Origin of the sequence: Nocardioides baekrokdamisoli, from assembly GCF_003945325.1 — a bacterium.
Taxonomy (GTDB): Bacteria; Actinomycetota; Actinomycetes; order Propionibacteriales; family Nocardioidaceae; genus Nocardioides; species Nocardioides baekrokdamisoli.
This window is the reverse complement of sequence record NZ_AP019307.1, coordinates 2,620,002-2,642,971: the sequence shown is the minus strand read 5'-3', so window position 1 is coordinate 2,642,971 and position 22,970 is coordinate 2,620,002. Positions and strand designations below refer to the sequence as shown.

General features: G+C 68.3%; 23 protein-coding genes. 7 read left to right on the top strand and 16 right to left on the bottom strand.

Annotation, left to right across the window (positions count from 1 at the left end):
* Positions 1 to 18 precede the first annotated feature (18 nt).
* The 6 genes from KCTC_RS12930 to KCTC_RS12905 form a co-directional block, all read right to left on the bottom strand.
* A complete protein-coding gene (locus tag KCTC_RS12930; RefSeq protein ID WP_125569639.1) occupies positions 19 to 1,881 on the bottom strand; it encodes a peptidoglycan D,D-transpeptidase FtsI family protein in 1,863 nt (620 codons plus the stop codon).
* Between the two features lie 53 nt (positions 1,882 to 1,934).
* On the bottom strand, positions 1,935 to 2,504 hold the full coding sequence (locus KCTC_RS12925; protein WP_125569638.1) for a hypothetical protein: 570 nt from the start codon (positions 2,502 to 2,504) through the stop codon (positions 1,935 to 1,937).
* The gene (gene rsmH / locus KCTC_RS12920; protein ID WP_125569637.1) at positions 2,501 to 3,502 is read right to left on the bottom strand and encodes a 16S rRNA (cytosine(1402)-N(4))-methyltransferase RsmH; all 1,002 of its coding nucleotides are present in this window, start codon (positions 3,500 to 3,502) and stop codon (positions 2,501 to 2,503) included. The genes KCTC_RS12925 and rsmH overlap by 4 nt, the downstream gene beginning before the upstream one ends.
* Positions 3,503 to 3,685: 183 nt before the next feature.
* Complete coding sequence (gene mraZ, locus KCTC_RS12915) at positions 3,686 to 4,132, bottom strand: division/cell wall cluster transcriptional repressor MraZ (protein WP_125569636.1); 447 nt, start codon at positions 4,130 to 4,132, stop codon at positions 3,686 to 3,688.
* Between the two features lie 304 nt (positions 4,133 to 4,436).
* On the bottom strand, positions 4,437 to 4,718 hold the full coding sequence (locus KCTC_RS12910) for a DUF3040 domain-containing protein (RefSeq protein ID WP_125569635.1): 282 nt from the start codon (positions 4,716 to 4,718) through the stop codon (positions 4,437 to 4,439).
* Positions 4,719 to 4,783: 65 nt separating this feature from the next.
* Complete coding sequence (locus tag KCTC_RS12905) at positions 4,784 to 5,554, bottom strand: class I SAM-dependent methyltransferase (protein ID WP_197715198.1); 771 nt, start codon at positions 5,552 to 5,554, stop codon at positions 4,784 to 4,786.
* Between the two features lie 68 nt (positions 5,555 to 5,622).
* Between KCTC_RS12905 and KCTC_RS12900 the strand changes: the two genes are divergently transcribed.
* Positions 5,623 to 6,879 carry a phytoene desaturase family protein gene (locus KCTC_RS12900; RefSeq protein ID WP_125569634.1) on the top strand — a complete coding sequence of 419 codons (1,257 nt, stop codon included), beginning with the start codon at positions 5,623 to 5,625 and terminating at the stop codon, positions 6,877 to 6,879.
* Between the two features lie 54 nt (positions 6,880 to 6,933).
* Here KCTC_RS12900 and metF read toward each other — a convergent pair whose 3' ends face one another.
* Both metF and KCTC_RS12890 read right to left on the bottom strand, forming a co-directional pair.
* Positions 6,934 to 7,812, bottom strand: a complete 879-nt coding sequence (gene metF, locus KCTC_RS12895; RefSeq protein ID WP_231998737.1) for a methylenetetrahydrofolate reductase [NAD(P)H] — start codon at positions 7,810 to 7,812, stop codon at positions 6,934 to 6,936.
* Between the two features lie 175 nt (positions 7,813 to 7,987).
* Entirely contained in the window at positions 7,988 to 8,350 is a 363-nt protein-coding gene (locus KCTC_RS12890; RefSeq protein ID WP_174233050.1) for an Rv2175c family DNA-binding protein, read from the bottom strand.
* A 102-nt stretch (positions 8,351 to 8,452) separates the two neighbouring features.
* Between KCTC_RS12890 and pknB the strand changes: the two genes are divergently transcribed.
* On the top strand, positions 8,453 to 10,411 hold the full coding sequence (gene pknB / locus KCTC_RS12885) for a Stk1 family PASTA domain-containing Ser/Thr kinase (protein WP_231998736.1): 1,959 nt from the start codon (positions 8,453 to 8,455) through the stop codon (positions 10,409 to 10,411).
* Positions 10,412 to 10,417: 6 nt separating this feature from the next.
* Here pknB and KCTC_RS12880 read toward each other — a convergent pair whose 3' ends face one another.
* Both KCTC_RS12880 and KCTC_RS12875 read right to left on the bottom strand, forming a co-directional pair.
* Positions 10,418 to 11,095: a DUF305 domain-containing protein gene (locus tag KCTC_RS12880; RefSeq protein ID WP_125569632.1), complete on the bottom strand. Its 678-nt coding sequence runs from the start codon at positions 11,093 to 11,095 to the stop codon at positions 10,418 to 10,420.
* Positions 11,092 to 12,591, bottom strand: a complete 1,500-nt coding sequence (locus KCTC_RS12875) for an LVIVD repeat-containing protein (protein WP_125569631.1) — start codon at positions 12,589 to 12,591, stop codon at positions 11,092 to 11,094. The genes KCTC_RS12880 and KCTC_RS12875 overlap by 4 nt, the downstream gene beginning before the upstream one ends.
* Before the next feature lie 118 nt (positions 12,592 to 12,709).
* Between KCTC_RS12875 and KCTC_RS12870 the strand changes: the two genes are divergently transcribed.
* On the top strand, positions 12,710 to 13,192 hold the full coding sequence (locus KCTC_RS12870) for a GNAT family N-acetyltransferase (protein ID WP_125569630.1): 483 nt from the start codon (positions 12,710 to 12,712) through the stop codon (positions 13,190 to 13,192).
* A 110-nt stretch (positions 13,193 to 13,302) separates the two neighbouring features.
* Here KCTC_RS12870 and KCTC_RS12865 read toward each other — a convergent pair whose 3' ends face one another.
* Both KCTC_RS12865 and KCTC_RS12860 read right to left on the bottom strand, forming a co-directional pair.
* Positions 13,303 to 14,142 carry an aldo/keto reductase gene (locus KCTC_RS12865; protein ID WP_125569629.1) on the bottom strand — a complete coding sequence of 280 codons (840 nt, stop codon included), beginning with the start codon at positions 14,140 to 14,142 and terminating at the stop codon, positions 13,303 to 13,305.
* 31 nt (positions 14,143 to 14,173) lie between these two features.
* Positions 14,174 to 15,475 (bottom strand): class II 3-deoxy-7-phosphoheptulonate synthase, encoded by a 1,302-nt coding sequence (locus tag KCTC_RS12860; protein WP_125570178.1) that lies wholly within the window; start codon positions 15,473 to 15,475, stop codon positions 14,174 to 14,176.
* Between the two features lie 145 nt (positions 15,476 to 15,620).
* On the opposite strand from KCTC_RS12860, the gene KCTC_RS12855 reads away from it, so the two are divergent.
* The gene (locus KCTC_RS12855) at positions 15,621 to 17,102 is read left to right on the top strand and encodes an FGGY family carbohydrate kinase (RefSeq protein ID WP_125569628.1); all 1,482 of its coding nucleotides are present in this window, start codon (positions 15,621 to 15,623) and stop codon (positions 17,100 to 17,102) included.
* A complete protein-coding gene (locus KCTC_RS12850; RefSeq protein WP_164512593.1) occupies positions 17,099 to 18,334 on the top strand; it encodes a glycosyltransferase family 87 protein in 1,236 nt (411 codons plus the stop codon). Before KCTC_RS12855 ends, KCTC_RS12850 begins: the two co-directional genes overlap by 4 nt.
* Here the strand turns inward: KCTC_RS12850 and KCTC_RS12845 are convergent.
* Both KCTC_RS12845 and KCTC_RS12840 read right to left on the bottom strand, forming a co-directional pair.
* Entirely contained in the window at positions 18,261 to 19,079 is an 819-nt protein-coding gene (locus KCTC_RS12845) for a glycosyltransferase 87 family protein (protein WP_164512592.1), read from the bottom strand. The genes KCTC_RS12850 and KCTC_RS12845 overlap by 74 nt on opposite strands.
* A gap of 13 nt (positions 19,080 to 19,092) precedes the next feature.
* Positions 19,093 to 19,797, bottom strand: a complete 705-nt coding sequence (locus KCTC_RS12840; protein WP_231998735.1) for a lysophospholipid acyltransferase family protein — start codon at positions 19,795 to 19,797, stop codon at positions 19,093 to 19,095.
* A 60-nt stretch (positions 19,798 to 19,857) separates the two neighbouring features.
* Here KCTC_RS12840 and KCTC_RS12835 point away from each other — a divergent pair, with 60 nt between their 5' ends.
* Positions 19,858 to 20,673, top strand: coding sequence for an alpha/beta hydrolase (locus KCTC_RS12835; protein ID WP_125569625.1), 816 nt, complete (start codon positions 19,858 to 19,860; stop codon positions 20,671 to 20,673).
* A complete protein-coding gene (locus KCTC_RS12830) occupies positions 20,670 to 21,086 on the top strand; it encodes a hypothetical protein (RefSeq protein ID WP_125569624.1) in 417 nt (138 codons plus the stop codon). Before KCTC_RS12835 ends, KCTC_RS12830 begins: the two co-directional genes overlap by 4 nt.
* A 12-nt stretch (positions 21,087 to 21,098) precedes the next feature.
* Here the strand turns inward: KCTC_RS12830 and KCTC_RS12825 are convergent, their stop codons facing one another.
* On the bottom strand, positions 21,099 to 22,097 hold the full coding sequence (locus tag KCTC_RS12825) for an ROK family protein (RefSeq protein WP_125569623.1): 999 nt from the start codon (positions 22,095 to 22,097) through the stop codon (positions 21,099 to 21,101).
* On the bottom strand, positions 22,094 to 22,969 hold the full coding sequence (locus KCTC_RS12820; protein ID WP_125569622.1) for an ROK family protein: 876 nt from the start codon (positions 22,967 to 22,969) through the stop codon (positions 22,094 to 22,096). Before KCTC_RS12820 ends, KCTC_RS12825 begins: the two co-directional genes overlap by 4 nt.
* Position 22,970: the final 1 nt, after the last annotated feature.

Genomic DNA, 22,970 nt, shown 5'->3' with positions numbered 1-22,970 from the left:
GGGTCGGGGATGTTGATGTCACCACGTCGTCGGGATCTGGGCAGGCTGGGCGCCGGTCGGCGGCACGCCGTACCGCGCCAGCAGCCACTGCATGATCTTCTCGAACGCCGGGCCACCGATGGAGCCACCACCACCGTTGTTACGCGGGTTCTGGACGACGACGTACACGGTGAACCGCGGTTTGTCGGCAGGGGCGAAGCCCGCGAAGGACACGGTGAACGACCCGTCGTACCGACCGTTGACGACGCGCTGCGCCGTACCGGTCTTGCCGGCGACGACGTAACTCGGCACCTGTGCTCCGGGTGCGACACCCTTCCCGGGGATGACGACCTGCTCCATCATGCTGCGCATCTGCGCGGCCGCGTACGCGCCGAGCACCTGACGGGTGACGGCGTCGGCGGTGCCGTGCTGGACGCCGAGATTGTCGGTCGCGGAGCCCTTGATCAGGCTCGGCGAGATGTACGACCCGCCCCTCGCGATGGTGTTGACCGCGGCTGCCATCTGCACGGCGTTGACCGAGACCGACTGACCGAAGTCGATGCGGTTCTCCAGGTCGCGGGTCCAGGTGTCGACCGGCGCCAGCAGACCGGCAGTCTCACCGGGCACGCCGAGGTTGGTGGGCGAACCGAGGCCGAAAGCCTTCAGGTAGGAGTACAACTGGCCCGGCTGGAACAGTTGCGACGCGATGACCGTGCCGATGTTGGAGGACTGGGCGATGACGCCGGCCAGCGTCCACTGCATCGACGGGTGGCCGAACCAGTCCTTGATCGGATGGCTCGGATCGGTCGGCGAGTGATACAGCGGCGGCACGGTCAGTTTGGTACCGGCATTGACCTTCTTGACCAGGTTGCGCTGACCGAGGTCGATCAGGCTCGACAACGTCAGCGTCTTCTCGACCGAGCCGGGTTCGTACATCTGGGTGAGCGAGGCGGCTCCGCGAGCCGAGACCGGCGAGCCCGACGGGTTCGACGCGTCGAAGGTCGGGTAGTCCGCGAGCGACAGGACTTCACCCGTGCGCGAGTCCAGCACGACTGCGTAGCCCGAGTCACCACCGGCCTGGCGTACGGCATCTCCGAGGACGCGCTGGACGTACCACTGCAGTTGCGAGTCGATCGTCAGCTTCAGGTCGTGTCCGTCGACCGCAGGAACGGTGCTGGCCGACCCCAGCGGCAACTGGGTGGTCGAGCCCGGACGCGCGACCTCGAAGGTCTGCGAGCCGTCCTTGCCGGCGAGATAGTTGTTGAAGGAGAGTTCGAGGCCAGCGAGCGGGGTGTCCCTGCCTGCGTCGGTCGGAGTGCCGAGGAAGCCGATCAGATTGGCCGCCACATCCTTGGCCGGGTACTCCCGCACCGGATCGGTCGCGGTCCACAGGCCGGAACAACCCTTGACCTTGCACACCGCGTCGGCGGCCGCGACGGCCGCGATCGCCATCGTCGCGGGCACCTGACGGGCGATGTAGGCGAAACGGCTGTTCGTGAGCCGGAGCCGCTTGAGCGTGTCGATGTAGGAGATACCCAATCGGTTCGCCAGCAGCGTCGCCAGCTTCGGAGTGCCGTCCGGCGTGGTGGCGTCATGGAATCCCGTGACCGAGGGGTCCGCGAGCACCATCAGACCCTGGACCGACTGCGCGAGCGGCTGTCCGGTGCGGTCGACGATGGCGCCTCGATGAGCCGGCACATCAAGCGTCACCCGGTTCTCGGCGGCGGCAGCCGCGGAATAGCCGTGCGGGTCGAAGACCTGCAGCTGGATCAGTCGGGCAGCGAACAGCGACGCCACGAACGCAATGATCATGAATCCGACCCCGAGCCGGCTCCCGGTCCGCTCAGGGTCCGAGGATCCGCCGCGACGCGCGGCAGGCCGCGGGGGCGTCAGCGTGGGCATGAGGCCAGTTAACCCGTTCCGGAAGGCGTGTCAGGGAAGCGACGCGCGGCTGATCAGCGATGCGTCGCGGGCTTCTTCGTGGAGGTCGTCGTGCCGGTCCTGGCGGGCGTCCTGACCGCCGTCTTCGGCGCCGTGGAGACCTTGGGCTTCACCACGGTCGAGGCCGGCGGCGGGTAGTACGGCATCGGGTTCGGCGCCCACAGATTCGGGGTGGCGGTGCCGTTGGCCGGGGACGGTGTCCCCAACACCTGGCCGGTGGGGATCCGGAGGAACGCGACCGTCTGCGGGATCACCATCCCCAACCCGCGGGCGCTGCTCGCGATGTGCTGCGGGTTGTTGAGGCCGGCCAGTTGCATGTCCAGCGACTGCTGCTGGGCGGCGAGGTTCGTGGCCTCGGCCTGGAGTGCGTTCTGCTGGAACGCGACGTTCTGCATCGAGGTGTTGAACATCAACAGCCCGACGAGCCCGCCGAGCAGCATGACGCCGATCGTCATCAGGAACGGCACCGTCCCCGCACGCCGAGCACCCGGACGTACGACGCGCAGATTCGCCCGTCGTCGGAGAGCCTGGAGGTCTCCCCTGACGGTCCGGACGGTGCGCAGTGTGTAGGCGGCGTTGCTCATGCTGCGGCTCCTCGGGTGCGGGCGATGCGCTCGACGGCGCGCAGGCGGACACTTGCTGCGCGCGGGTTCTCGGTGATTTCGGCGTCGGTGGCCTGTTCGGCTCCGCGGGTGACGAGGCGCAGATCCGGCGCCGCGTCGGCAGGGATGAAGGGCAGGTCGTGGGGAACGTCGAGGGCGGTGGCCTTGGCGAAGACCTGCTTCACCATCCGGTCCTCGAGCGAGTGGTAGGACTCGACGACCACCCGGCCGCCGACGTTGATGGCCGCGATCGAGGCAGGCAAGGCACGACGCAGCGCACCGAGCTCGTCGTTGACCTCCATCCGGAGGGCCTGGAACGTACGCTTCGCCGGATGTCCGCCGGTCCGCCGCGCCGGCGCGGGGATCTCGGCGTACAACAGTTCGACCAGTGCCGCAGAGGTGTCGAACGGCGCGCTGTCGCGGCGGCGTACCACCGCGCGGGCGATCTTGCTCGCGAACTTCTCCTCGCCGTACTCCCGCAGGATCCGGGTCAGGTCGCGCGCATCATAGGTATTGAGCACATCAGCCGCCGTCAACCCGGTCGTCTGGTCCATCCGCATGTCCAGCGGTGCGTCCTCGGCGTACGCAAAGCCCCGCTCGCGCATGTCGAGCTGCATGCTCGAGACACCGAGGTCGAAGAGGACTCCGTCCACGGTCCTGAGCCCCTGGTCGCGTACGACGTCGGCGATTTCGTCATAGACCGCGTGCACGCCGACCCAGCGATCCCCGAACGGCTTGAGCCGCTCGCCCGCCATCTCGAGCGCCATGGTGTCTCGGTCGATCCCGATGACCCGTGCCAGCGGAAGCCGAGTGAGGACGGCTTCGGTGTGGCCACCATGGCCCGTGGTGCAGTCGAGGAGGACGGCGCCGTCGCGCTCCAACGCGGGAGCCAGCAACGCGATGACGCGGTCGATCATGACCGGTGCGTGCTGCTGGCGGACCATCTCGTCCTTCGACCCTTCGGTGTTCGTCGTGCTCATGTGGGGAGGTGATCCGTAGAGCCAGGTCTCGGGCCCGCTGCGTCAACTGACACCGGGGAAGGTGTGTCAGTGTGCGCCGCTGCCTGGAACCGGGGAAGGTGTCCCAGCCACCGCTCCGAGCGGGACTGAGACCTGGTTCGACGGATCGTTGTTGAGTTGTGTGGCCTCGGCCGGCGTGCCTGTTCAGACGCCGGCGTCGTCCAGTTCTGCGTACTTCTCGGCGGCCTCGGCGTCGTACTCCAGCCACTTGGCCTGGTCCCAGATCTCCACCCGGTCCCCGACGCCGATCACTGCCACGTCCTTGGTCAGCCCCGCGTACGCCCGCAGAAGCGGCGGTACGACGATGCGGCCCTGCTTGTCCGGCGTGCCGGGCTCGGCTCCGGAGAAGAACGTGCGGGAGATGTCACGGGATCCACGCAGGCCCATCGGCGTCGACATCACGCGCGCCGCCTCTGCGGCGAAGACGTCCTGGGGCCAGACCACGAGGCACTTCTCCTGCCCACGCGTGACCACCACCCCAGTTGCCAATCGATCCCGAAACTTCGCCGGAAGGAACAGCCGCCCCTTCTCATCCAGACGAGGGGTGTACGTACCGAGGAAGAGCGCCGGAGCGAGCGTGTGGTTCTCCACGGTCCCTCCCCATTTCTTCCCCGGTCCTCCACTGTGCCCCACCTTACGCCACTTTCATCCACCGTCAACCACTTACATCCCCGTTTCCTCCCCGCTGCCCCACGTACGCCCTCCCCCGCTCCGCTGAGCGCGACAAAGCCCCCGATCCGGATGGACCAGGGGCTGGGGGTGCTCTCAGACGGACCGATGTTGCCGACGGGACGACTCAGTCGGCGCGTCGCGCCCCACCCGAAACATTGGTCCGCCTTCGGGTACGAAAAAGCCCCCGATCCGAAGGGACCAGGGGCACGGGTGCGTGGCGGGGCTAGCGGAGGAGCGACCTCACTCGGAGGGCCGAGGCGACGGCGCTGCCGGAGAACACCATCAGGACGAAGCCGAGTACGCCGAGCACGGTGAGTTGAAGGGTGGAAGCCGCCACCATGGCCACCAGGCCGAGCACGAAAGCGACGACACCGAGGATGGCGTCACGCTCATATCGACGACGCTCGCGGGTGCCGCCCAGCGCGGCGGCGAAGATCGGGTCGTCCTCGGTGAGGGCACGCTCCATCAACTCCAACTGGCGGAGTTCCTCATTCGAAAGCGGCACAGCGTCCTCCCAAGACCACTTCAGTCTAAGTGTGTCCCCACGACTTCGGTAGGGAATCCAAAGGACTACCGCCGTCCTCCGGACGCCGGATCCTCAGGCAGCCGGGCGATGTAGTGGAGCTGACTGGCGAAGCTGCGGAATTCAGCCAGCCCAGCGGTCGCGAGTTCGAGTTCCACCAGCGACTCGGCCGCTCCGGGCTCGCTGTCGAGCAGACTGCCCGGGACCAGATCCGCGAAGATGCGTACGCCATGGGTGTCGGTGACCTGGAAGCCCGCAGCAGCGAGCGCGGTGGCGACCTCGCCGTCGGTGAAGCGGCGGCCGAGCCGCCCCATGGTCGAGTGCTCGAGCAGGTCCCGGGCCTCACTGAAGTGGCCGGCCATGGCTCGGCTCAGCACCGCTGAGCTCCGCTGACCCACCAACAGACTCACGCTGCCGCCGGGCTTCAACACCCCCCGAATCCCGACCAGGGCGATCGCGACGTTAGGGACGACCTCGAGGACACCGTGACACAGGACGAGGTCGGCGCTGCCGGCATCCATCTGCGCCAACGTCGACACGTCACCCTGGATCGCGGTGACGTCGACGCCGAGTTCGGCGGCGCGCCTGCCGAGGGCGGCGAGCGCGTCCGGGCTGGGGTCGATCACGGTGACGTCGTGGCCGAGCTCGGCCACGGGCACCGCGAAGCCGCCGGTCCCGCCGCCCAGGTCGACGACCGTCAACTTGTCCCGGCTCAGCAGCGGCTCGAGCGCCGACCACACAGCGGCGGTACGCACCGCATTCCGATGAGCACTCGGGCGCGTCCCCGAGGACGGAACTGAACTGGCAGCTGCGGACACGCGACAAACATAGCCGCGAACTCCTCACAACCGAGCGAAAGAGACTCCGAGCCTCTAGGGTCCGGGGCATGCGGGTTGCAGTGATCGGTGGGGGCTATGGCGGACTGGCCAGTGCCGCGCGTCTGGCCAAACTGGGCCACGAGGTCGCCCTGTACGAGGCCGGCCCGGCTCTGGGCGGCGCCCTGCGTCCGATCCTCAGCGAGGACGGTCCGTGGCCGTCCCCGGTCAGCGGCGTACTGCTCCCAGCCGTCATCAAGGACCTGTTCCGCAAGTCAGGCCGGACCCTGGACCGCGAACTCGACCTCGAACACCGCGAGTTGATCCGCGAGCACCGTTTCGAGGACCGCACCACCCTCAACGTCCACGGCGGCTCGCGCGGGGCCCAGCTCGAGGAACTCGGTCAGGAGTGGGTCGACTACGTCGAGTCGTTCAGCGAGACCTGGGAGGTGCTGCGGACCACGTACGCGGAAGTTCCTTGGGACCGGGCTCACCCGGACAAGCGGCTGCGGAGACTGCTGACGTCGCGCGAGACCCTGGCCAAGCGCGCTAAGCGAACCTTCAAGGACCATCGCCTGCGGATCATCGCCGAGTACGGCGCTGCGGCGACCGGACAGAACCCGCGGTACACACCCGCATGGACCGGACTCGAGGTCTATCTCGAACAGCGGTTCGGAATGTGGGACGTCGTCGGCGGGCCCGAGGCGCTCGCCGCGTCCCTGGCGGACCGGATGCAGACCCGCAACGTCGCAGTTCATCTGGGTACGCCGGTCCAAGACGTCGTCGTACGCGACAACGCAGCCGTGGCAGTGGCGCTCGACGGTGGCGAGGCCGACGCCGACGCCGTCGTGGTGGCGACCGACCCTCGGCGATTCCCTGCCCTCGAACGGTTGACGACGCAGACGCTTCCGGCGATCCCGCCGGCGATCACCTGGATCGAACTGGACGCACCGCTCGACCTGCCACCGGAAGTCGTGCTCCACGGCGGCGCCATGATCACGCTGCGCCACACCGGTACGCACCTGACCGCGATCGCCCACGCGGCGATCGGTGAGGACCTGGTCACAGCCCTGCGGCGGCACCGGATCGATCTTCGTGGCCGGATCGTGCGGCAGTACGACCGCACTCCCCCGCAGACCGTCGAGATGTGGAACGGCTCGCCGCTCGGCATCTCATGGGCAGGTCCGCGTACGGTCTTCGACCGACCGGGGCCGACCACGCCGTTCAAGAACCTGTACGCCGCCGGCGCTCATGCCACCCCGGGTGCCGGACTGCCCTTCGTAGGGCTGTCCGCCGCGCTGGTGGCGCAGGTGATCGGCCCGGCCTGAGCGGCTCGTGCGCATGAGCGGGGGTTCAAGGCCCCGCTGGTGCGCACGAGGCGATCAGGACGCGGTGATCTGCAGCTTCTCGAAGATCTCGAGCGTGGCGGTCGAGCGGTTGAGCGTGTAGAAGTGCAGGCCCGGCGCGCCGCCGGCGAGCAGTTCCTCGCACAACTCCGCGGCGATGGCGATGCCCTCGGCCCGGATCGCGGCCGCGTCGTCACCGTGGGCGCTGATGCGATCCACGATCTCGTCGGGCACCGAGGTACCGATCAGCTCGCCCTGACGGCGGATCGCCGCCAGGTTCAGGATCGGCATGATGCCCGGCACGATCGGAATGTCGGCGCCGCGGGCGCGTACACGCTCCACGAGGTCGAAGTAGTCAGAGGCACGGAAGAACATCTGGGTGATCGCGAAGCCCGCACCCGCCTTGGCCTTGGCGACGAGTACGTCGGCGTCGACGTCGAGCGACTCGGCCGAGGGGTGGCCCTCCGGGAACGCGGCCACACCGATCCCGAAACCTCCACGGCCGTCGATCCGCTCGACAAGGTCGGCGGCGTACGTCAGGCCGCCCTTGGTCGGGGTCCACTCGGCGCGGGGACCCTCGCTCGGGTCACCACGGAGCACCATCACGTTCTCCACGCCTGCGGCCGAGTACGCGTCCAGGACACGATCGATCTCCTCGACCGTGTGGCCCACCAGGGTGAAGTGGGCGACCGGGGTCAGCGACGTCTCACGGGCGATGCGCTCGGTGATGCGGACAGTGGTGTCCCGGGTCGAGCCGCCGGCACCGTACGTCACCGAGACGAAAGTCGGCTGGTAGGGCTCGAGGGCCTCGATTGCCTCCCACAACTTCGCCTCGCCGTCGGCATCCTTCGGCGGGAAGAACTCGAACGAGAAACTGCGGCGCCCACTGCGGAGCAACTCGGGAAGGCCAGTCACAGGAGTCACACTACGAACCGGCCGGGACAGAAGCAGATCAGTCTCATTTTTGGTGCCGCCCCCGACGGACCGATTTCTTGCGTAGCGCGTGCGGCCGCAAGGCGCGGGAGCAGAGCTGGCCACCAGGGCCAGCGAGCCGAGCAGCAACGCCGCGGACGCTCCGCCACGCGAGAAATCAGAAATGCATCGCTTGGGCGCGACGCTTCACTTCCGACCCACGGTTCTCACGCAGGGCGTCGATCGGGCGGCCCGGAAGGTCGGCATCGATGTACAGCCACGCGATGATCTCGCGGTCGGAGTAGCCACCATCGTGCAGCGAGGTGAACAGGCCCGGTAGGCCCTTCACGACCAGCCCGTCCTGGATGAACAGGGCGGGGATCTTCTGCCCGGTGCCGGCGACCGGCACCGCAGCGGCGAGTTCGTGGTCCCGGATCATCGTCTTGATCTTGCCGACACTCACGCCGAGCGCCTTGCCGGTCTGGGCCCAGTCGAGCCACTCCGTCACAAGTTCAGCGAGGTTTTCATCAGCGAGAGCCACGGGGTCAGTCTCGCCTACGGGTGTCGAAACCTCGGAATTTCAGCCCGAGTTCGTACGATGGCCTCTCCGGTTGCCTTCCCCCGACCGGTCAGGAGGATGGTCGTGTCTGCAGACGGTCGAGGCGGCAAGCGCGCTCGGGCTGCCACTGCACCGTCGGCGACCGACGCCCTGATCGGACGTACGCTCGACGGTCGTTACGTCATCCAGGAGAAGATCGCCCGCGGCGGCATGGCCACCGTGTACCTGGCTCACGACAACCGCCTCCTGCGCACCGTCGCCCTCAAGGTGATGCACTCCGGGCTCGGTGACGACGAGACCTTCTCGGCCCGCTTCGTGCGCGAGGCCCGCTCTGCGGCACAACTCGACCACCCCAATGTCGTCGCGGTCTTCGACCAGGGCGAGGACGACGGCACCCTGTTCCTCGCAATGGAGCTCGTACGCGGCAAGACGCTGCGCGATCTCGTCGGCGCACCGATGCCCCCGGCCAAGGCACTCGCGTACCTGGAACCGGTCCTTGCGGCGCTGGCCGCCGCGCACCGCGCCGGCATCGTCCATCGTGACGTCAAGCCCGAGAACGTCCTCATCTCCCCCGCGTCCCCCGGCACGCCGGGTCGGATCAAGGTCGCCGACTTCGGTCTCGCCCGCGCCGTCACCGCCGAGACGCAGCACACCTCGACCGGCACCATCATCGGCACCGTCTCCTATCTGGCTCCCGAGCTCGTCGAGCGCGGCAATGCCGACGCCCGCGTGGACGTGTACGCCGCCGGTGTCCTTCTCTACGAATTGCTCACCGGCACGAAGCCGCACCAGGGCGAGACCCCGATCCAGGTCGCGTACAAGCACGTCCACGAGGACATCCCGGCGCCGTCGGCCGCGGTCCGCGGGATTCCGCCGTACGTCGACGCCCTCGTCGCGCGCGCCACGGCGCGCAACCCGGACGAGCGGTTCACCGATGCGGGTGACTTCCTGCGGAACCTGCACAAGGTCGCGCGCACTCTGGCCGACGGCATCTCCGACGATCCTGAACTGACGGCAGCCCTCAACCTCGGCTCGAGGCTCCCGGAGCCGACCGCGGTGCTGTCCGGACGCGACGACGGAGGCGCGGCGGTGGAGCGTACGCAGCAACGCTCGATCCGCGAGGCGAAGGCGGCCGACCGCCGGAAGAAGCGCCGGGGGCTCTTCGCGTTGATCCTCGCGCTGCTGCTCCTGATCGGGATCGCCATCGGAGTCGGCTGGTGGTACCTCCTCGGCCGCTACACGCACGTGCCCAATGTCGAGGGCAAGCCGCTGGCCGTGGCCGAGCAGCAACTCCAGAGCGCAGGTTTCAAGACGGTCGAAGGCACCCCGCGGTGGTCCTCCACTGACGGCGCCGGCGAAGTTGCCGGCACTGATCCCGGCGACGGCTCGCGAGTCCTGCCCGGTGCCACGATCACCGTCTTCCCGAGCCTGGGCCGCGAGCACCACCCGGTCCCCAATGTCGTGGGACAACGTCAGGCGGCGGCGCAGGCCACCCTCCAGGGGCTGCATTTCAAGATCGGCACCTTGACGCAGGACTGGTCCGACACGATCCCTGTCGGTTCCGTCATCGGGACGACTCCGGGCCCCGGCCGGGACGCGTACGCGGGGTCCGTCATCAACCTGCAGGTGAGCAAGGGCCAGCAGCCGATCACCCTGGGCAACTACGTCAAGCACACCTTCGCCGACGTCCAGTCCGGTCTGACCAAGCTGAAGCTCACGGTCGACGGATCCCAGCAGCAGTACGACGACACCATCCCGGCGGGCGTGATCATCTCGCAGTTCCCAGCGCCCGGGACCATCGTTCATCACGGCGACACGGTCTCGTTCACGGTGTCGAAGGGCCCGCACCTGGTGCAGGTACCGGATGTGAGCTCGACGCCAGAGGGTGTCGACGCTGCCACCCAGGCCCTGAAGGCCGCCGGATTCAAGGTGAGCGTTCAGCACAACAGCGTGTATTTCGGCCTCGGTTACGTCGTCTCGCAGACCCCCGGCGGCGGGGCGATGGCGCCGTACGGCAGCACGGTGACGATCTTCATCACCTAGTGAGGCTCAGTTGACCTTCACGCCGTACGACCTGAGGACAGCCGTCAGGTAGGCGATGTCCTGGAACTGCTCGGTGATCTCCTGGCCGGCCAACTGAGCCACGAGCGGTGACGCCCCCTGCGCGATCGCCGCCCTGTCCATGGCGATGCCGCCGAGGTGGTGACGGGTCATCAACTGGGCGAACAGGACGTCGAACGCCTTGCCACGAGCATTGGTGAGCCGGATCATCTGAGCGGGCGTCGCCATCCCCGGCATGGGTGCGTAGTCCATCGACCCTGGGGTCGCAGTGGCGTTCGGGGCGGACATCCCCGGCATGTCCGACATGCCTGACATCGGCGACATCGAGGCCGAAGGCTTCGCCGACGGCGACATCGTCATCCAGCCCATCGGGATGGGATTCGCCGGCGGCTGGCCCCACACCTGCAGCCAGCCTCGCAGCGCGCCGATCTCCTGGGCCTGGCCCGACAGGATCGCCGCAGCGATGTCCTTGACCGCCGACGTCCCGTCCTTGAGTGCCAACTGGCTCATCAGCAACGCCTGGTCGTGATGAGTGCTCATGTCCTGGGCGAAGCCGATGTCGACGGCACTGGGCGGGGCGATCGCGCTGTGCTGTGGCGACCCGCACGCGCAGAGCGCAGCCAAGCCGAGCAGCGCGACGAGTGCCCCGCGTGCTCGGAACCTCACTTCCACACGTTCGAGTGCAGCTGGAGCACGTACATGCCGCCGACGGCGTCGGTGTAGATGACCTGGTGCCGTACGACGTCCCAGGCCGGCATCGAGAAGGCAACGACTCCCTGCAACGACGGGAGGATGTTGGCCGCCCGCGGCGGGTTGATGAAGTACGCCACCTCGTACGGTGCTGCCGGGTTGCTGATGTTGAAGATGCGCAGCCCCGAGTTGAGGTCGGAGCAGGCCGCGAGTTGCGGGTTGTTCGTCGTCGGGACCGAGCAGTAGTGCGCTCCGTATCCGACCACCGACACGCTGGCCAGCGGGTACGGGTCCGCGTTGGCGATCTTGTGGTTCGCCGGCATCTGCACCTGCAGGCGCAGGTCGGAGACGATCCGCGGGGCACCCGGGTGGTCGATGTTGAGGATCCGGGCCGCACCGGGGGTCTCCGCTGCAGTCGGAGGGTTGATCCGGAACGCGAACTCGTCGAACTCCAGCAGATAACGATGTCCGTTGTTGGTGAAGTACTGGCTGTTCTGCGGGATCGAGACTGTCGGCCAGGTGATCCGCTTGAGTTCCTTGACGACCGGGTGCGCGACCCGGTTCTGGATCTGGCTGACGTCGAGGATGGCGAGGTTCCCGTTGACCGGATCGGTCTGATACATCGTCTTGCCGTCAGGGGCGAAGCTCAGACCGTGCGAGTAGTACGCACCGGTCCAGAGCAACGAGGGGTGAGCCGGATTGGTGAGGTCGTACGCATAGATGTAGGCGGTCGCAGAGCCCACCCAGAACGTCCGACCGTCCGGGCTGAAGCCGCTCTCGTGGCCCATCGCGATCGGGACCTCGGACAACATCTTCGGATGCCTGCAGTCGGCCGCGACGGTATAGACGTCCATCGTGCCGGGCAACGTCGCCGCGTTGCCGACTTCTGCTGCGAGCAGGCCGCGCGGCGTGTTCAGGTTGAGCGACTCGTGCGGCGACAGCATCGCCAACGAGGTGAGCATGGCGGTCTGGACAGGCCTGGCCGGGTTCGTGATGTCGACGACAGCAGTGCCCAGGGACGGCCCCGCGAGCGGGGAGAAGATCGTCAGCGGGGCCACCAACGAGGTGTCGTAGAACGCACACGTGTGTCCGGAGTGGTCGGTGTAGCGCCAGGTGCGGAAGCCGCCCGGGGTGGCGACGTGCGAGACCTGGGTGACATTGCACGTCCACCCGACCTTGCCTCCCGTCGAGGCGATGTCAGCCGCGCTGACACGACCTTGCATGGCCTCACGGAGCGGCCGGGACGAGGTGTCGCATCGAGCAGTCGGGACGGGATGCAGGGTCGGGCTCGGCACGTACACCGGCGGCGTCTCGGCCGCCAACTGACTGGCTCCGTACTGCGCGAGATTCCGCAGCACGTCCGTCCACGGCAGACCCGGAGGCGGGGTCGTGGCCGCGTACGCTCCACCGCCGATGAGTGCGCCGACAGCCAGCAGTGAGCCTGCGATGGCCGCGCTCGTACGCCTGTTCATTGAATGCCTCCCGACGACGCCCTGTGGCGCGGGTCATACGCCTCCGCCGCAGGCTACCCGGTCCGCGACTCGCTCGGACCGGATCCAGTCGAGGTGCCGCGGAGCCTAGGCTGTCCGCGTGCCCCGGATCGCGGTCGACCTCGTGACGACTGCGGATCAGCGCGAGTTGGCGATGGCTGCGTGGCGTCGTGCCAATCGGACCCGGCCACGGCCCGCAGGTGACCTCCGGTCGCAGCGCGTACGCACCAAACTCGATCACGCCGAGGTACTGCTGTTGGCTCACTACGGTCACCGTCCGGCCGGGATGCTGCTGGCCGAGACCTACCTCGAGGAGGGCGTACCGGACCCGGATGCGGGGCATCTGGCGATGGTCTTCGTCGATCCAGCGGTCTGGGGCTCCGGCGTCGGGGCGGCTCTGGTCCGGCACGCGCAGGCTCTGGAATGGTCACGGCTGAGTACGTGGGTCCGCGCGGACAACGCTCGTGCGCAACGGCTGCTCGCCACGACCGGCTTCACCGACACGGCCACCCGGTCGTCCCTGCAGGACGGGGACCAGATCCAGCACTGGACCTGGCGCACGACGATGTCGCCAAGGGGCTGATCGTTCTCTGACGAGCGCGGTCGCAAGGAACCCGAGGGAAGGCGGCCTTTTGGCGGCCGCCGACCGAGGTGAGACGCAGCGAACGCGCCGTCAGAGGGCGATCAGGGCGATCAGGGGATCCAGTCGAACTGATCGGGGTTAGGTCCGATCCGACCTTCCTCGCCCTTGTTCATCCCGTCGATCGCCTGCAGGTCCTCGGGGGTCAGCTGGAAGTCGAGGACGTCGGCGTTCTCGACCATCCGTGACCGCGTGACGGTCTTCGGGAAGACGACGTCTCCACGCTGGAGGTGCCAGCGGATGATCACCTGGGCGGAGGTACGGCCGAGGCGCTCGGCGATGGCGGTGATGACCGGATCGGTGAGGACGGATCCTTGTCCCAGCGGTGACCAGACCTCGGTGACGGTGCCCTGGGCGGCGTTGGCGGCACGGGGGCCGTTGTTGGAGAAGCGCGGGTGCACCTCGATCTGGTTGACCGCCGGTGTGACGCCGGTCCGGTGCAGCGCCTCGAGATGGGCTGGCTGGAAGTTGGACACACCGATCGACCGGGCCTGGCCGGCGTCGCGAGCTGCGACCAGCGCCTCCCAGGTGCTGACGAAGTCGCCGTCGTACTGAGTCGGCAGCGGCCAGTGGATCAGCAGCAGGTCGATGTAGTCGGTTGCCAACTCCTCGAGTGAGCGCTGGATCGAGGCTGCGGCGTCAGTCGGCCGGTGGGCGTTGTTGTTGACCTTGGTGGTGATGAAGACGTCGGCACGGGGCAGGCCGGAGGCGGCGACAGCGCGGCCGACTCCCGACTCGTTCTGGTACATCTGCGCTGTGTCGATGTGCCGGTAGCCGACCTGCAACGCTTCGGCGACGACCCGCTCGGCCTCGGGCGGAGGGACCTGCCACACGCCGAAGCCCAACTGGGGAATGGTGTGGCCGTCGTTGAGAGTGATGCGCGGGGTGGTCATGGCTCCATCCCAGCACCTCGGACCAAGCGTGTCAGGAGTGGCGCAGCATGTCGGCCACGAGGAAGGCCATCTCGAGCGACTGCACCCGGTTCAGGCGCGGGTCACACAGGGACTCGTACCGCGTGGCGAGGTCGGCGTCGGACAGTTCCTCGCCGCCACCGAGGCACTCGGTGACGTTGTCGCCGGTGAGTTCGATGTGCAGACCGCCGGGCCAGGTGCCGAGCGAGCGGTGGACGTCGAAGAAGCCCTGGACCTCGTCGAGGACGTCGTCGAAGTTGCGGGTCTTGTAGCCCGACGGCGCGGTGAAGCCGTTGCCGTGCATCGGGTCGCAGACCCAGGCGACCGAGACACCCTCGGCGGTGACCTTGTCGACCAGCGCCGGCAGGCCTTCGCGGATCTTGCCTGCGCCGAAGCGGGTGATGAAGGTGAGGCGCCCCGGCTCGTTGGTCGGGTTGAGCTTGGCTGCGAGCGCGAGGGCGTCATCCGGCGTGGTGGACGGGCCGAGCTTCACGCCGATCGGGTTCTTGATCCGGCTGAGGAGGTCGACATGGGCGCCATCCAACTGACGGGTACGCTCCCCGATCCAGAGGAAGTGACCCGACACGTCGTAGAGGTCGTTGGTGCGGCTGTCGACACGGGTCAACGCGTGCTCGTACTCGAGGACCAGAGCCTCGTGCGAGGAGTGGAAGTCGACGCGGCGGAGCTCGTCGGAGTCCACGCCGATGGCATGCATGAACGTCATGGCGCGATCGATCTCGCCGGCCAACGCCTCGTACCGGGCTCCGAGCGGGGCACCCTTCACGAAGTCGGTGTTCCAACTGTGCACCTGGCGCAGGTCGGCGTAGCCACCGGTGGTGAAGGCGCGTACGAGGTTGAGCGTCGCGGCCGAGGCGTTGTAGACGTCAACGAGGCGTTGCGGGTCGGGGATCCGCGAGGCTTCGGTGAAGTCGTAGCCGTTGACGGCATCACCGCGGTACGCCGGAAGCGTCACGCCCTCACGGGTCTCGAAGTCGCTCGAGCGGGGCTTGGCGAACTGACCGGCCAGACGACCGAGCTTCACCACAGGCACGCTCGCCGCGTACGTCAGCACGACCGACATCTGCAGCAGGACGCGGAGCTTGGCGCGTACGTTGTCCGCGCTCACCTCAGCGAGAGTCTCGGCGCAGTCCCCGCCCTGGAGAAGGAAAGCCTCACCGCGCGCGACGGCGGCGAGCTTGGTCTTGAGGTCGTCACACTCGCCGGCGAAGACGAGCGGCGGTCGGGAGCGCAGCGTGTCGACGGCACTGGCGAGCACTGCGGGATCCGGGTAGGTGGGCTGCTGGGCAGCACCCATCGCGTGCAACTCGGCCAAGGTCGGCAGGGAAGACAGCGTCGTGTCAGACAAGTCGCTCACCCAGTCATGATATTTGAGGACGTACGCCCTGAGCCTCCGAGTTTCTGCCGTGGACACGACTGCCCGAACCACTAACGTCTGCGAGGTGAGCACTTCGACCAGCTCAGCACGGAGCACCGTCCTCTCGATCGACGCCGGCACCACCGGCGTCACCGCCCTCGTCGTGTCCGACGACGGCCAGATCATTGCCCGCGGCTACCAGGAGTTCCCCCAGCACTTCCCCCAGCCCGGGTGGGTCGAGCACGTGCCGGAGGAGATCTGGCAGGCGACCCTCGAGGCGTGTCGCGCCGCACTCAAGGGGATCGACCGCAGCAGCCTCGCCGGCATCGGCATCACGAACCAACGCGAGACGATCGTGCTCTGGGACCGCGAGACCCTCGGCAGCCCTCGCCGCGCGATCGTCTGGCAGGACCGGCGCACGGCCGCGTACTGCGCGGAGAACAAGGCGCACGAGGCCCGCGTCTCCGAGATCACCGGCCTGCGGTTGGACCCGTACTTCTCGGCCACGAAGCTCGCCTGGCTGCGCGAAAACGAACCGCACACCTGGGCGCTGGTCGAGTCCGGCCGATACGCGGTCGGCACGGTCGACTCCTACCTGATCGCCCGGATGACCCGGGGGACCTGGCACGTCACCGACGCCTCGAATGCCTCCCGAACTCTGCTCTTCGATCTGCACACGGGTGCCTGGTCACCCGAACTGTGCGACTTGTTCGGAGTCCCGGCCGACGCCCTTCCGGATGTGGTCGCGAACTGGGGCACGACCCACCTGGTCACCGACCCACGGTCGTTCCTCGACCTGTCGCTCCCGATCGCCGGCATGGCAGGAGACCAGCAGGCGGCGCTCTTCGGACAGACCTGCTTCGAAGCCGGTGAGGTCAAGTGCACGTACGGCACCGGCTCCTTCATCCTGACCAACACCGGATCGCAGGCCATCCGCTCCGACGCAGGCCTGCTGACGACGGTCGCCTGGCGCTCCCCCGACGGAGCCCACACGTACGCCCAGGAGGGCGCGATCTTCGTGACCGGCGCTGCCGTGCAGTGGCTGCGCGACGGGCTCCAGATCGTCGGTTCGGCCGCCGAGACGGCTGCTGTGGCTGCGACGGTCACCTCGACCGATGGAGTCGTCTTCGTACCGGCGCTCACCGGGCTCGGCGCACCGCACTGGGATCCGGATGCTCGTGGATTGATCATCGGCCTGACCCGCGGGACGACGCGAGCACACATCGTCCGCGCCACGCTCGAGGCGATCGCGTACGAGGTGCGGGACGTGCTCGAGACCATGCCGGCGCTCACGGCGCTCAAGGTCGACGGCGGCGCGGCGGCGAACGACTTCCTGTGTCAGTTGCAGGCCGACCAGGCGGGCGTGACGGTGTCGCGCCCACGATTCGTGGAGACGACCGGACTGGGCGCGGCCTTCCTGGCCGGCCTCGGCACCGGGGTGTGGAACTCATTCGACGAGATCCGGCAGACCTGGTCCCTGGACCGCAGTTTCACCCCGGCTGGCGCGGATGACGTCGCGTACGCGCAGTGGAAGAAGGCCGTTGAGAGGTCCAAGGCGTGGGCGTGAGTTCGCCCCTGGATCGATTTTCGTTCGCGACCACGCGATTCCTGACTCCGCATCGACTTCGGCTGTATCCGGCGGCGTTCCTCGCCGGCAGCGTCATCCTGCTCGGCTTCACGACGATCGTCGGGCTGGTGTCGCCGACCGCGCTGCCCGGCGGACTGGCGCCGGACTTCCTGGCCCATTGGACCGGCGCGAAACTGCTGATCCACGACACCGCGCACCTGTACGACCCGACCGTCCAGGCTGCGATCGAGCACCGGCGCGCCGGCGATCCGCTCGCCTGGTTCGTGTCGGCTCCTGTCGAGGCCGCCCTCTTCGTACCCCTCGGATTGCTGCCGTACCGGCTCGCCGCCGCGATCTGGCTTGCGATCTCACTGGGATGTCTCGCCATCTCCTGGCGGCTCATGCGAGCGTGGGCGCCGCAGGTGCCCAGACTGCCGCTCCTGATCGCCCTCGCCTCGACCGAGCCGATCTTCGAACTGCTCGGCGGCGGCCAGGACAGCTCGCTGATCCTGCTGTGCTGGTTGGGCGGCATGACCGCCCTCGATCGGCGCCGACCGTTCCTCGGCGGCGCCCTCCTCGGGCTGGCCATGATCAAGCCACAACTCATCATCCTCGCGCCCGTGGTGCTGCTCGTACGCCGGGAATGGCGCGCCCTCGGCGGCTTCGTTCTCACGAGCTTCCTGTGCGGTGCAGTGAGCCTGGCACTGGTCGGCCCGAGCGGCCTGAGGACGTGGATCGACACTCTCACCTCCCCCGCGTACGACACGCTGGTCACGCACGCCCAGGCGTGGAAGATGTCGAGCCTGCCAGCCCTGGTCCAAGGGCTGCTGCCGGCCGGCGGCTCGATCACGGCCGACGTCGTAGCCGTGGTCTGCGCCGTCATTGCGGTCTGGGGCGCCAGCCGCGCCACCACCCTCCGAGGCGCCTGGGCGATCGCACTGTCGGGGACGGCGGTGGCCTCACCACACCTGCTGGTGTACGACCTCGTGGTGGTCTTCCCCGCGGTGGTCTGGCTGGTGCGCGAGAACCCGTCACCGCGGGTGCGCGCAACCCTCGCAGTCACGTATCTGTTGTTGTGGACGGTGCCACTGCGTCACGCGATCGCGAACGGGCACGCGGCCCTCGGCTGGCTCGACGTGCCGTGGCAGGCGATCCCGATCACCTCGCTGGCGCTGTACGCGATCCGACAAGCCGCAACCGAGGGATCGCGAACAGCATCACTGCCGCACTGATCCCGAACACCGGGGTCGCCAGCATCATCGCGACCGGCACCACGTCCGGTCGCCGACGTCCCCACCACAGGAGTGCAAGGCTGATCGGCAGCCTGAAAAGCACTCCGGGTACGAGCGGCGATCCGACGGCTCCGGAAGCAGCTGATCCGTTGCGTCGCAGGAACCCGAGCCACGCATGCCACTGTCCCGGGGCAGCGAGATAGGAAACACCGGCCACGAGCGCCGTCGCACAGACGGCGATCGCGACTGGCCGCCAGTCCCGGCGCAACGCGCTCCACACGGGCCCCAGACACACCGACGGCTTGGTGAGGGCTGCCACCGCCCACAGCGCCGGGAAGCGCACACCGAGAGCAGCCACCACCCCCAGCTCGGCGAAGACGTTCCCCGATGCGATCTCCGGCGCCGCTGCCAGCAGCAGGAGCCAACGCAACTCGCCCTGCACGGGTTTCAGCAGCCACCAGATCGAGACCGCCGATGCGACCGAGAAGACGAGACTGAACAACCAGAACGGGAGTTGTGCGAGCGGCCACAGGAACTCCGCGAACACCGGCGAGTAGAGGAAGGCGCCGGGCTGCCCCGGAGCGGCCGAGTACATCGGCCCGTGCCACGCGGACCAGTACGCGTGCGCATCCCATCCGAATCCGGCGTACACGGACGCAAGGACGGCATACCCGACGCCGGCAGCGGCGGCGATCCGTGGCACATCCCTACGTAGGCGCGCCCAGGTCGTCTGATCGGGACTCACGAACCGACCCCGGTCAGGCTTTCCGGGCTTCCTTGTCCCTCTTCTTCGCGTCCGTCGCATAGAGGTCCACGTACTCCTGGCCGGTCAGCTTGAGGATCTCGTAGATGATCTCGTCGGTCACGGCGCGCAGGATGAAACGGTCGTTCTCCATGCCCTCGTAACGGGAGAAGTCGAGCGGCTTGCCGAACGTGACGGTCGGCCGGACGATCCTGCCGAAGGTCTTGCCGCTCGGCGCGATCTCGTACGTGCCCTTGAGCCCGACCGGGACAACCGGAACGCCCATCTCGATCGCGAGTCGGGCCACGCCCGTACGTCCGCGGTAGAGCTTGCCGTTGTGCGAACGGGTGCCTTCGGGGTAGATGCCCATGACGCCGCCGTTGCGGAGCACCTCACGGGATGCCTCCAACGCGCCTTCCGCGGCCGACGCACCACCACGGGCGATCGGGACCTGGCCTGCGCTGGTGAAGAAGAACTTCTGGAAGCCGCCCTTGAGGCCCGGCGTGGTGAAGTACTCGGCCTTGGCGACGAAGGTGATCCGCCGCGGAATGAGGAGCGGAGTGAAGATCCAGTCGGTCCAGGACAGGTGGTTGCTCGCCAGGATGACGGGGCCCGTGGCCGGGATGTTCTCCACACCGACGGCGGTCGGCCGGAAGACCACTCGCATCGCAGGCCCGATCAGGACCCATTTGTAGAGCCACCAGATGAACTTGTAACCCACTGCCAGCCTCCCTCATGAACTGCCGCGGCCGAGCCTAGCGGGACCGGGCAGAATGGAGCCATGGACTCCGCCGCGAACAGTTCAGCAACTTCAGTCGACCTGCTGCCGGACGCCGAGCCGTTGGCGATCCCGGCACGGCCCGAGCTCACCGGCGGGCGCCGGATCGGCGTCCTGCTGAGCCATGGTTTCACCGGCCAGCCTGCCTCCATGAAGCCGTGGGCCCGCGCACTGGCCGACGAGGGATACGGCGTCATCGTGCCGCGACTGCCCGGTCACGGCACCCGCTGGCAGGACCTCAACCGGAGCACCTACGACGAGTGGTACGGCGAAGCGTCCCGAGTCTTCGACTCGCTCTGCCTCGACCACGACATCGTGGTCGTCGCGGGCCTGTCCATGGGCGGGTCCCTGGTCCTGCGCCTGGCCGAGGATCACGCCGACAAGATCACCGGCGTCATCCTGGTCAACCCCGCCGTCGCGACCAAGCGGCTCGACGTGAAGCTCCTCCCGGTGCTGAAGCACCTGGTCCCGGCCTTCCCGGGCATCGCCAGCGACATCAAGAAGCCGGGGACCAATGAGTACGGCTACACGCGTACGCCCCTGAAGGCGGCACACTCGATGATGATCGGCTGGCGCTCGGTCGTCGCGAACCTCGGCAAGGTCTCCGCTCCGGTGCTGTACTTCCGCTCGCGCATCGACCACGTGGTCGACGGGCTGTCCGAAGTCGTCATCGCCCGGAACATCTCCTCGACCGACCTGGACATGGTGTACCTCGAGGACAGCTACCACGTGGCCACCCTCGACAACGACCTGCCGACGATCATCAAGCTGTCGCTCGACTTCCTCGCACGCGTGACCGCGGCGGCGCCGGCGTCATGACGCGTCCCGACGAGCAGGCGTGGCGCGACATCATCGACAACTTCGGCGAGCGCGCTGACCTCGGCGACGGCGGCCCGGCAGAACTTCCGGATTTCGAGGAACAGGAAGAACCGGTCGTCGAGCCGGACCCGCAGTCGTGGACGCCTGCGTGGGAGGACGAGGGGCATTTCGAGCCTCCGGCTCCCCCGCCGCTGCCGCGTACCTCACCAGCGACGACGCTGGCCTGGATCGGCGTGCTGGGCATGCCGGCGCTCGCGATCGTGCTCTACACGTTGACCACGATCATCAACTGGACGCCACCGGGCTGGCTGTCCCTGCTCATGGTCGCCGGGTTCGTCGGCGGATTCGGTGCCCTGGTCGCGGGCATGCGGTCGAACCCCGACGATCCCTGGGACGACGGCGCCCGTCTCTGACCGAGCCGGGCTCTACCCGCGGGCGGCGACCGCGTCCCGGATCATCGCGGCAGCACCGACCACGCCCGCCTCAGGACCGAACCGCGCGGGCACGACATCGGGGATCTCGCGTTCGGACGCGGCCACCAGCGAGTCGCGCAGCGCGGCCCGAGCGGGATCCAGCAACAGGTCACCGGCTGCGGAGACGCCGCCACCCACGACCACGACCTCCGGGTCGAACGCAGCGACGAGGTTGGCGATACCGACACCCAACCACTCACCCACCACGGTGAACGCACGCTGGGCCAGCCGGTCCCCGGCGCGACCCGCTTCGGCGATCATCGGGCCGGTGAGCTGCTCGGGCAGACCTCCGCAGGCCTCCTCGAGCGAGGTCTGCTGGGTGTACGAAGGGCTGTCGAGACGGCTGCGCGCGTAGCGCACGAGCGCGTTGCCGGAGGCGTACTGCTCCCAACACCCCGCCCGACCGCACTCGCACGGGTGCCCGTCCGGGACGACCTGCATGTGCCCGAACTCGCCCGACATGCCGTTGCGACCACGTCGCAGTTTGCCGTCGACGATCAGACCGCCGCCGATACCGGTGCCGAGCGTGATCATCAGGGCCGACTGCGTTCCAGCCGCAGCCCCCAGGGCGAGTTCGGCGCGTGCAGCACAGTTGGCGTCGTTGTCCATGGCCACGGGTACGCCCCAGCGCGCCTCGAGCCGGGACCGGGTGGGGTCCGAGCGCCAGGGCAGGTGGGGGGCGAACATGACCCGTTCGCCGGCCGCGTCCACGAACCCGGCGGCTGCGAGACCGACCCCGGAGATCGGCCGTCCGGCAGCCACCTCGTCAACGGCCTCGGTCAGTGCGTCCTCGACCAGCGGCACCGGGACCCGTCGCCCGGGCGTGATCCGCAGCGCGGTGGTGACGAGGTGGCCGTCGGCGTCGATCTCGGCGGCGAGCACCTTGCTTCCACCCACATCGAGACCGATGAAGAGTTCACTGCCGTGCTCGCGGGGGTGATTCCTGCTCATGACCTCGCCACATCTGCCGCACCGATGACGCCTGCATGATTGCCGAGCGCCGCACTGACGATCTCCGCTTCAGGACGATAGCCAACCCCGGTCAAGTGCGTACGGAATGCCTCGCGGACCGGATCGAGCAGGAGGTCGCCGGCCTCGGCAACTCCCCCACCGACGACGATCCGGCCGGGATCCAGCACGGCCGCCAGCGACGCCAGCCCACCGCCCAGCCACCGACCGATCCCGGCGATGGCCTCGATGCAGCGCTGGTCGCCGGCCCGTGCTGCGGCCGTGATCTCGGGACCGCTCATGCCCGGCACCCTGCGCTCCAGCGCCGTACCGGACGCGTACGCCTCAAGGCAGCCGCGCTTCCCGCAGCCGCAGAGGTCGCCGTCGGGGACCACCGTGAGGTGTCCGATCTCTGCGGCGACGCCGTACGCGCCCCGCACCAACTCACCGTTGATGACGATCCCGCCGCCGACACCCGTGCCGACGGTCACCATCACCATGTCCTCGACGTCGCGGCCGGCGCCGAACCGGAACTCACCCCACGCGGCGGCGTTGCCGTCGTTCTCCACCACCACCGGCAGATCAATGCGTGCTTCGATCTCGGCTTTGAGGTCGAGATTGCGCCAGGCGATGTTGGGGGCGAACAACACTCTCGACCGGCTCTTGTCGATGTAGCCCGCGGCACCGATGCCGACCGCGTCGATCTGGTGTCGCCCGGCGAGGTCACCGACGACTCCGGCGATCGACTCGATCATCGCCTCGACGTGGCCGGCTGGCGAGGCGATCCGTACCTCCTCGACGATGCAGCCTCCGGCATCGACCACGGCAGCCAGGATCTTCGTCCCGCCGACGTCGACACCGCAGGTCAAGGTCACG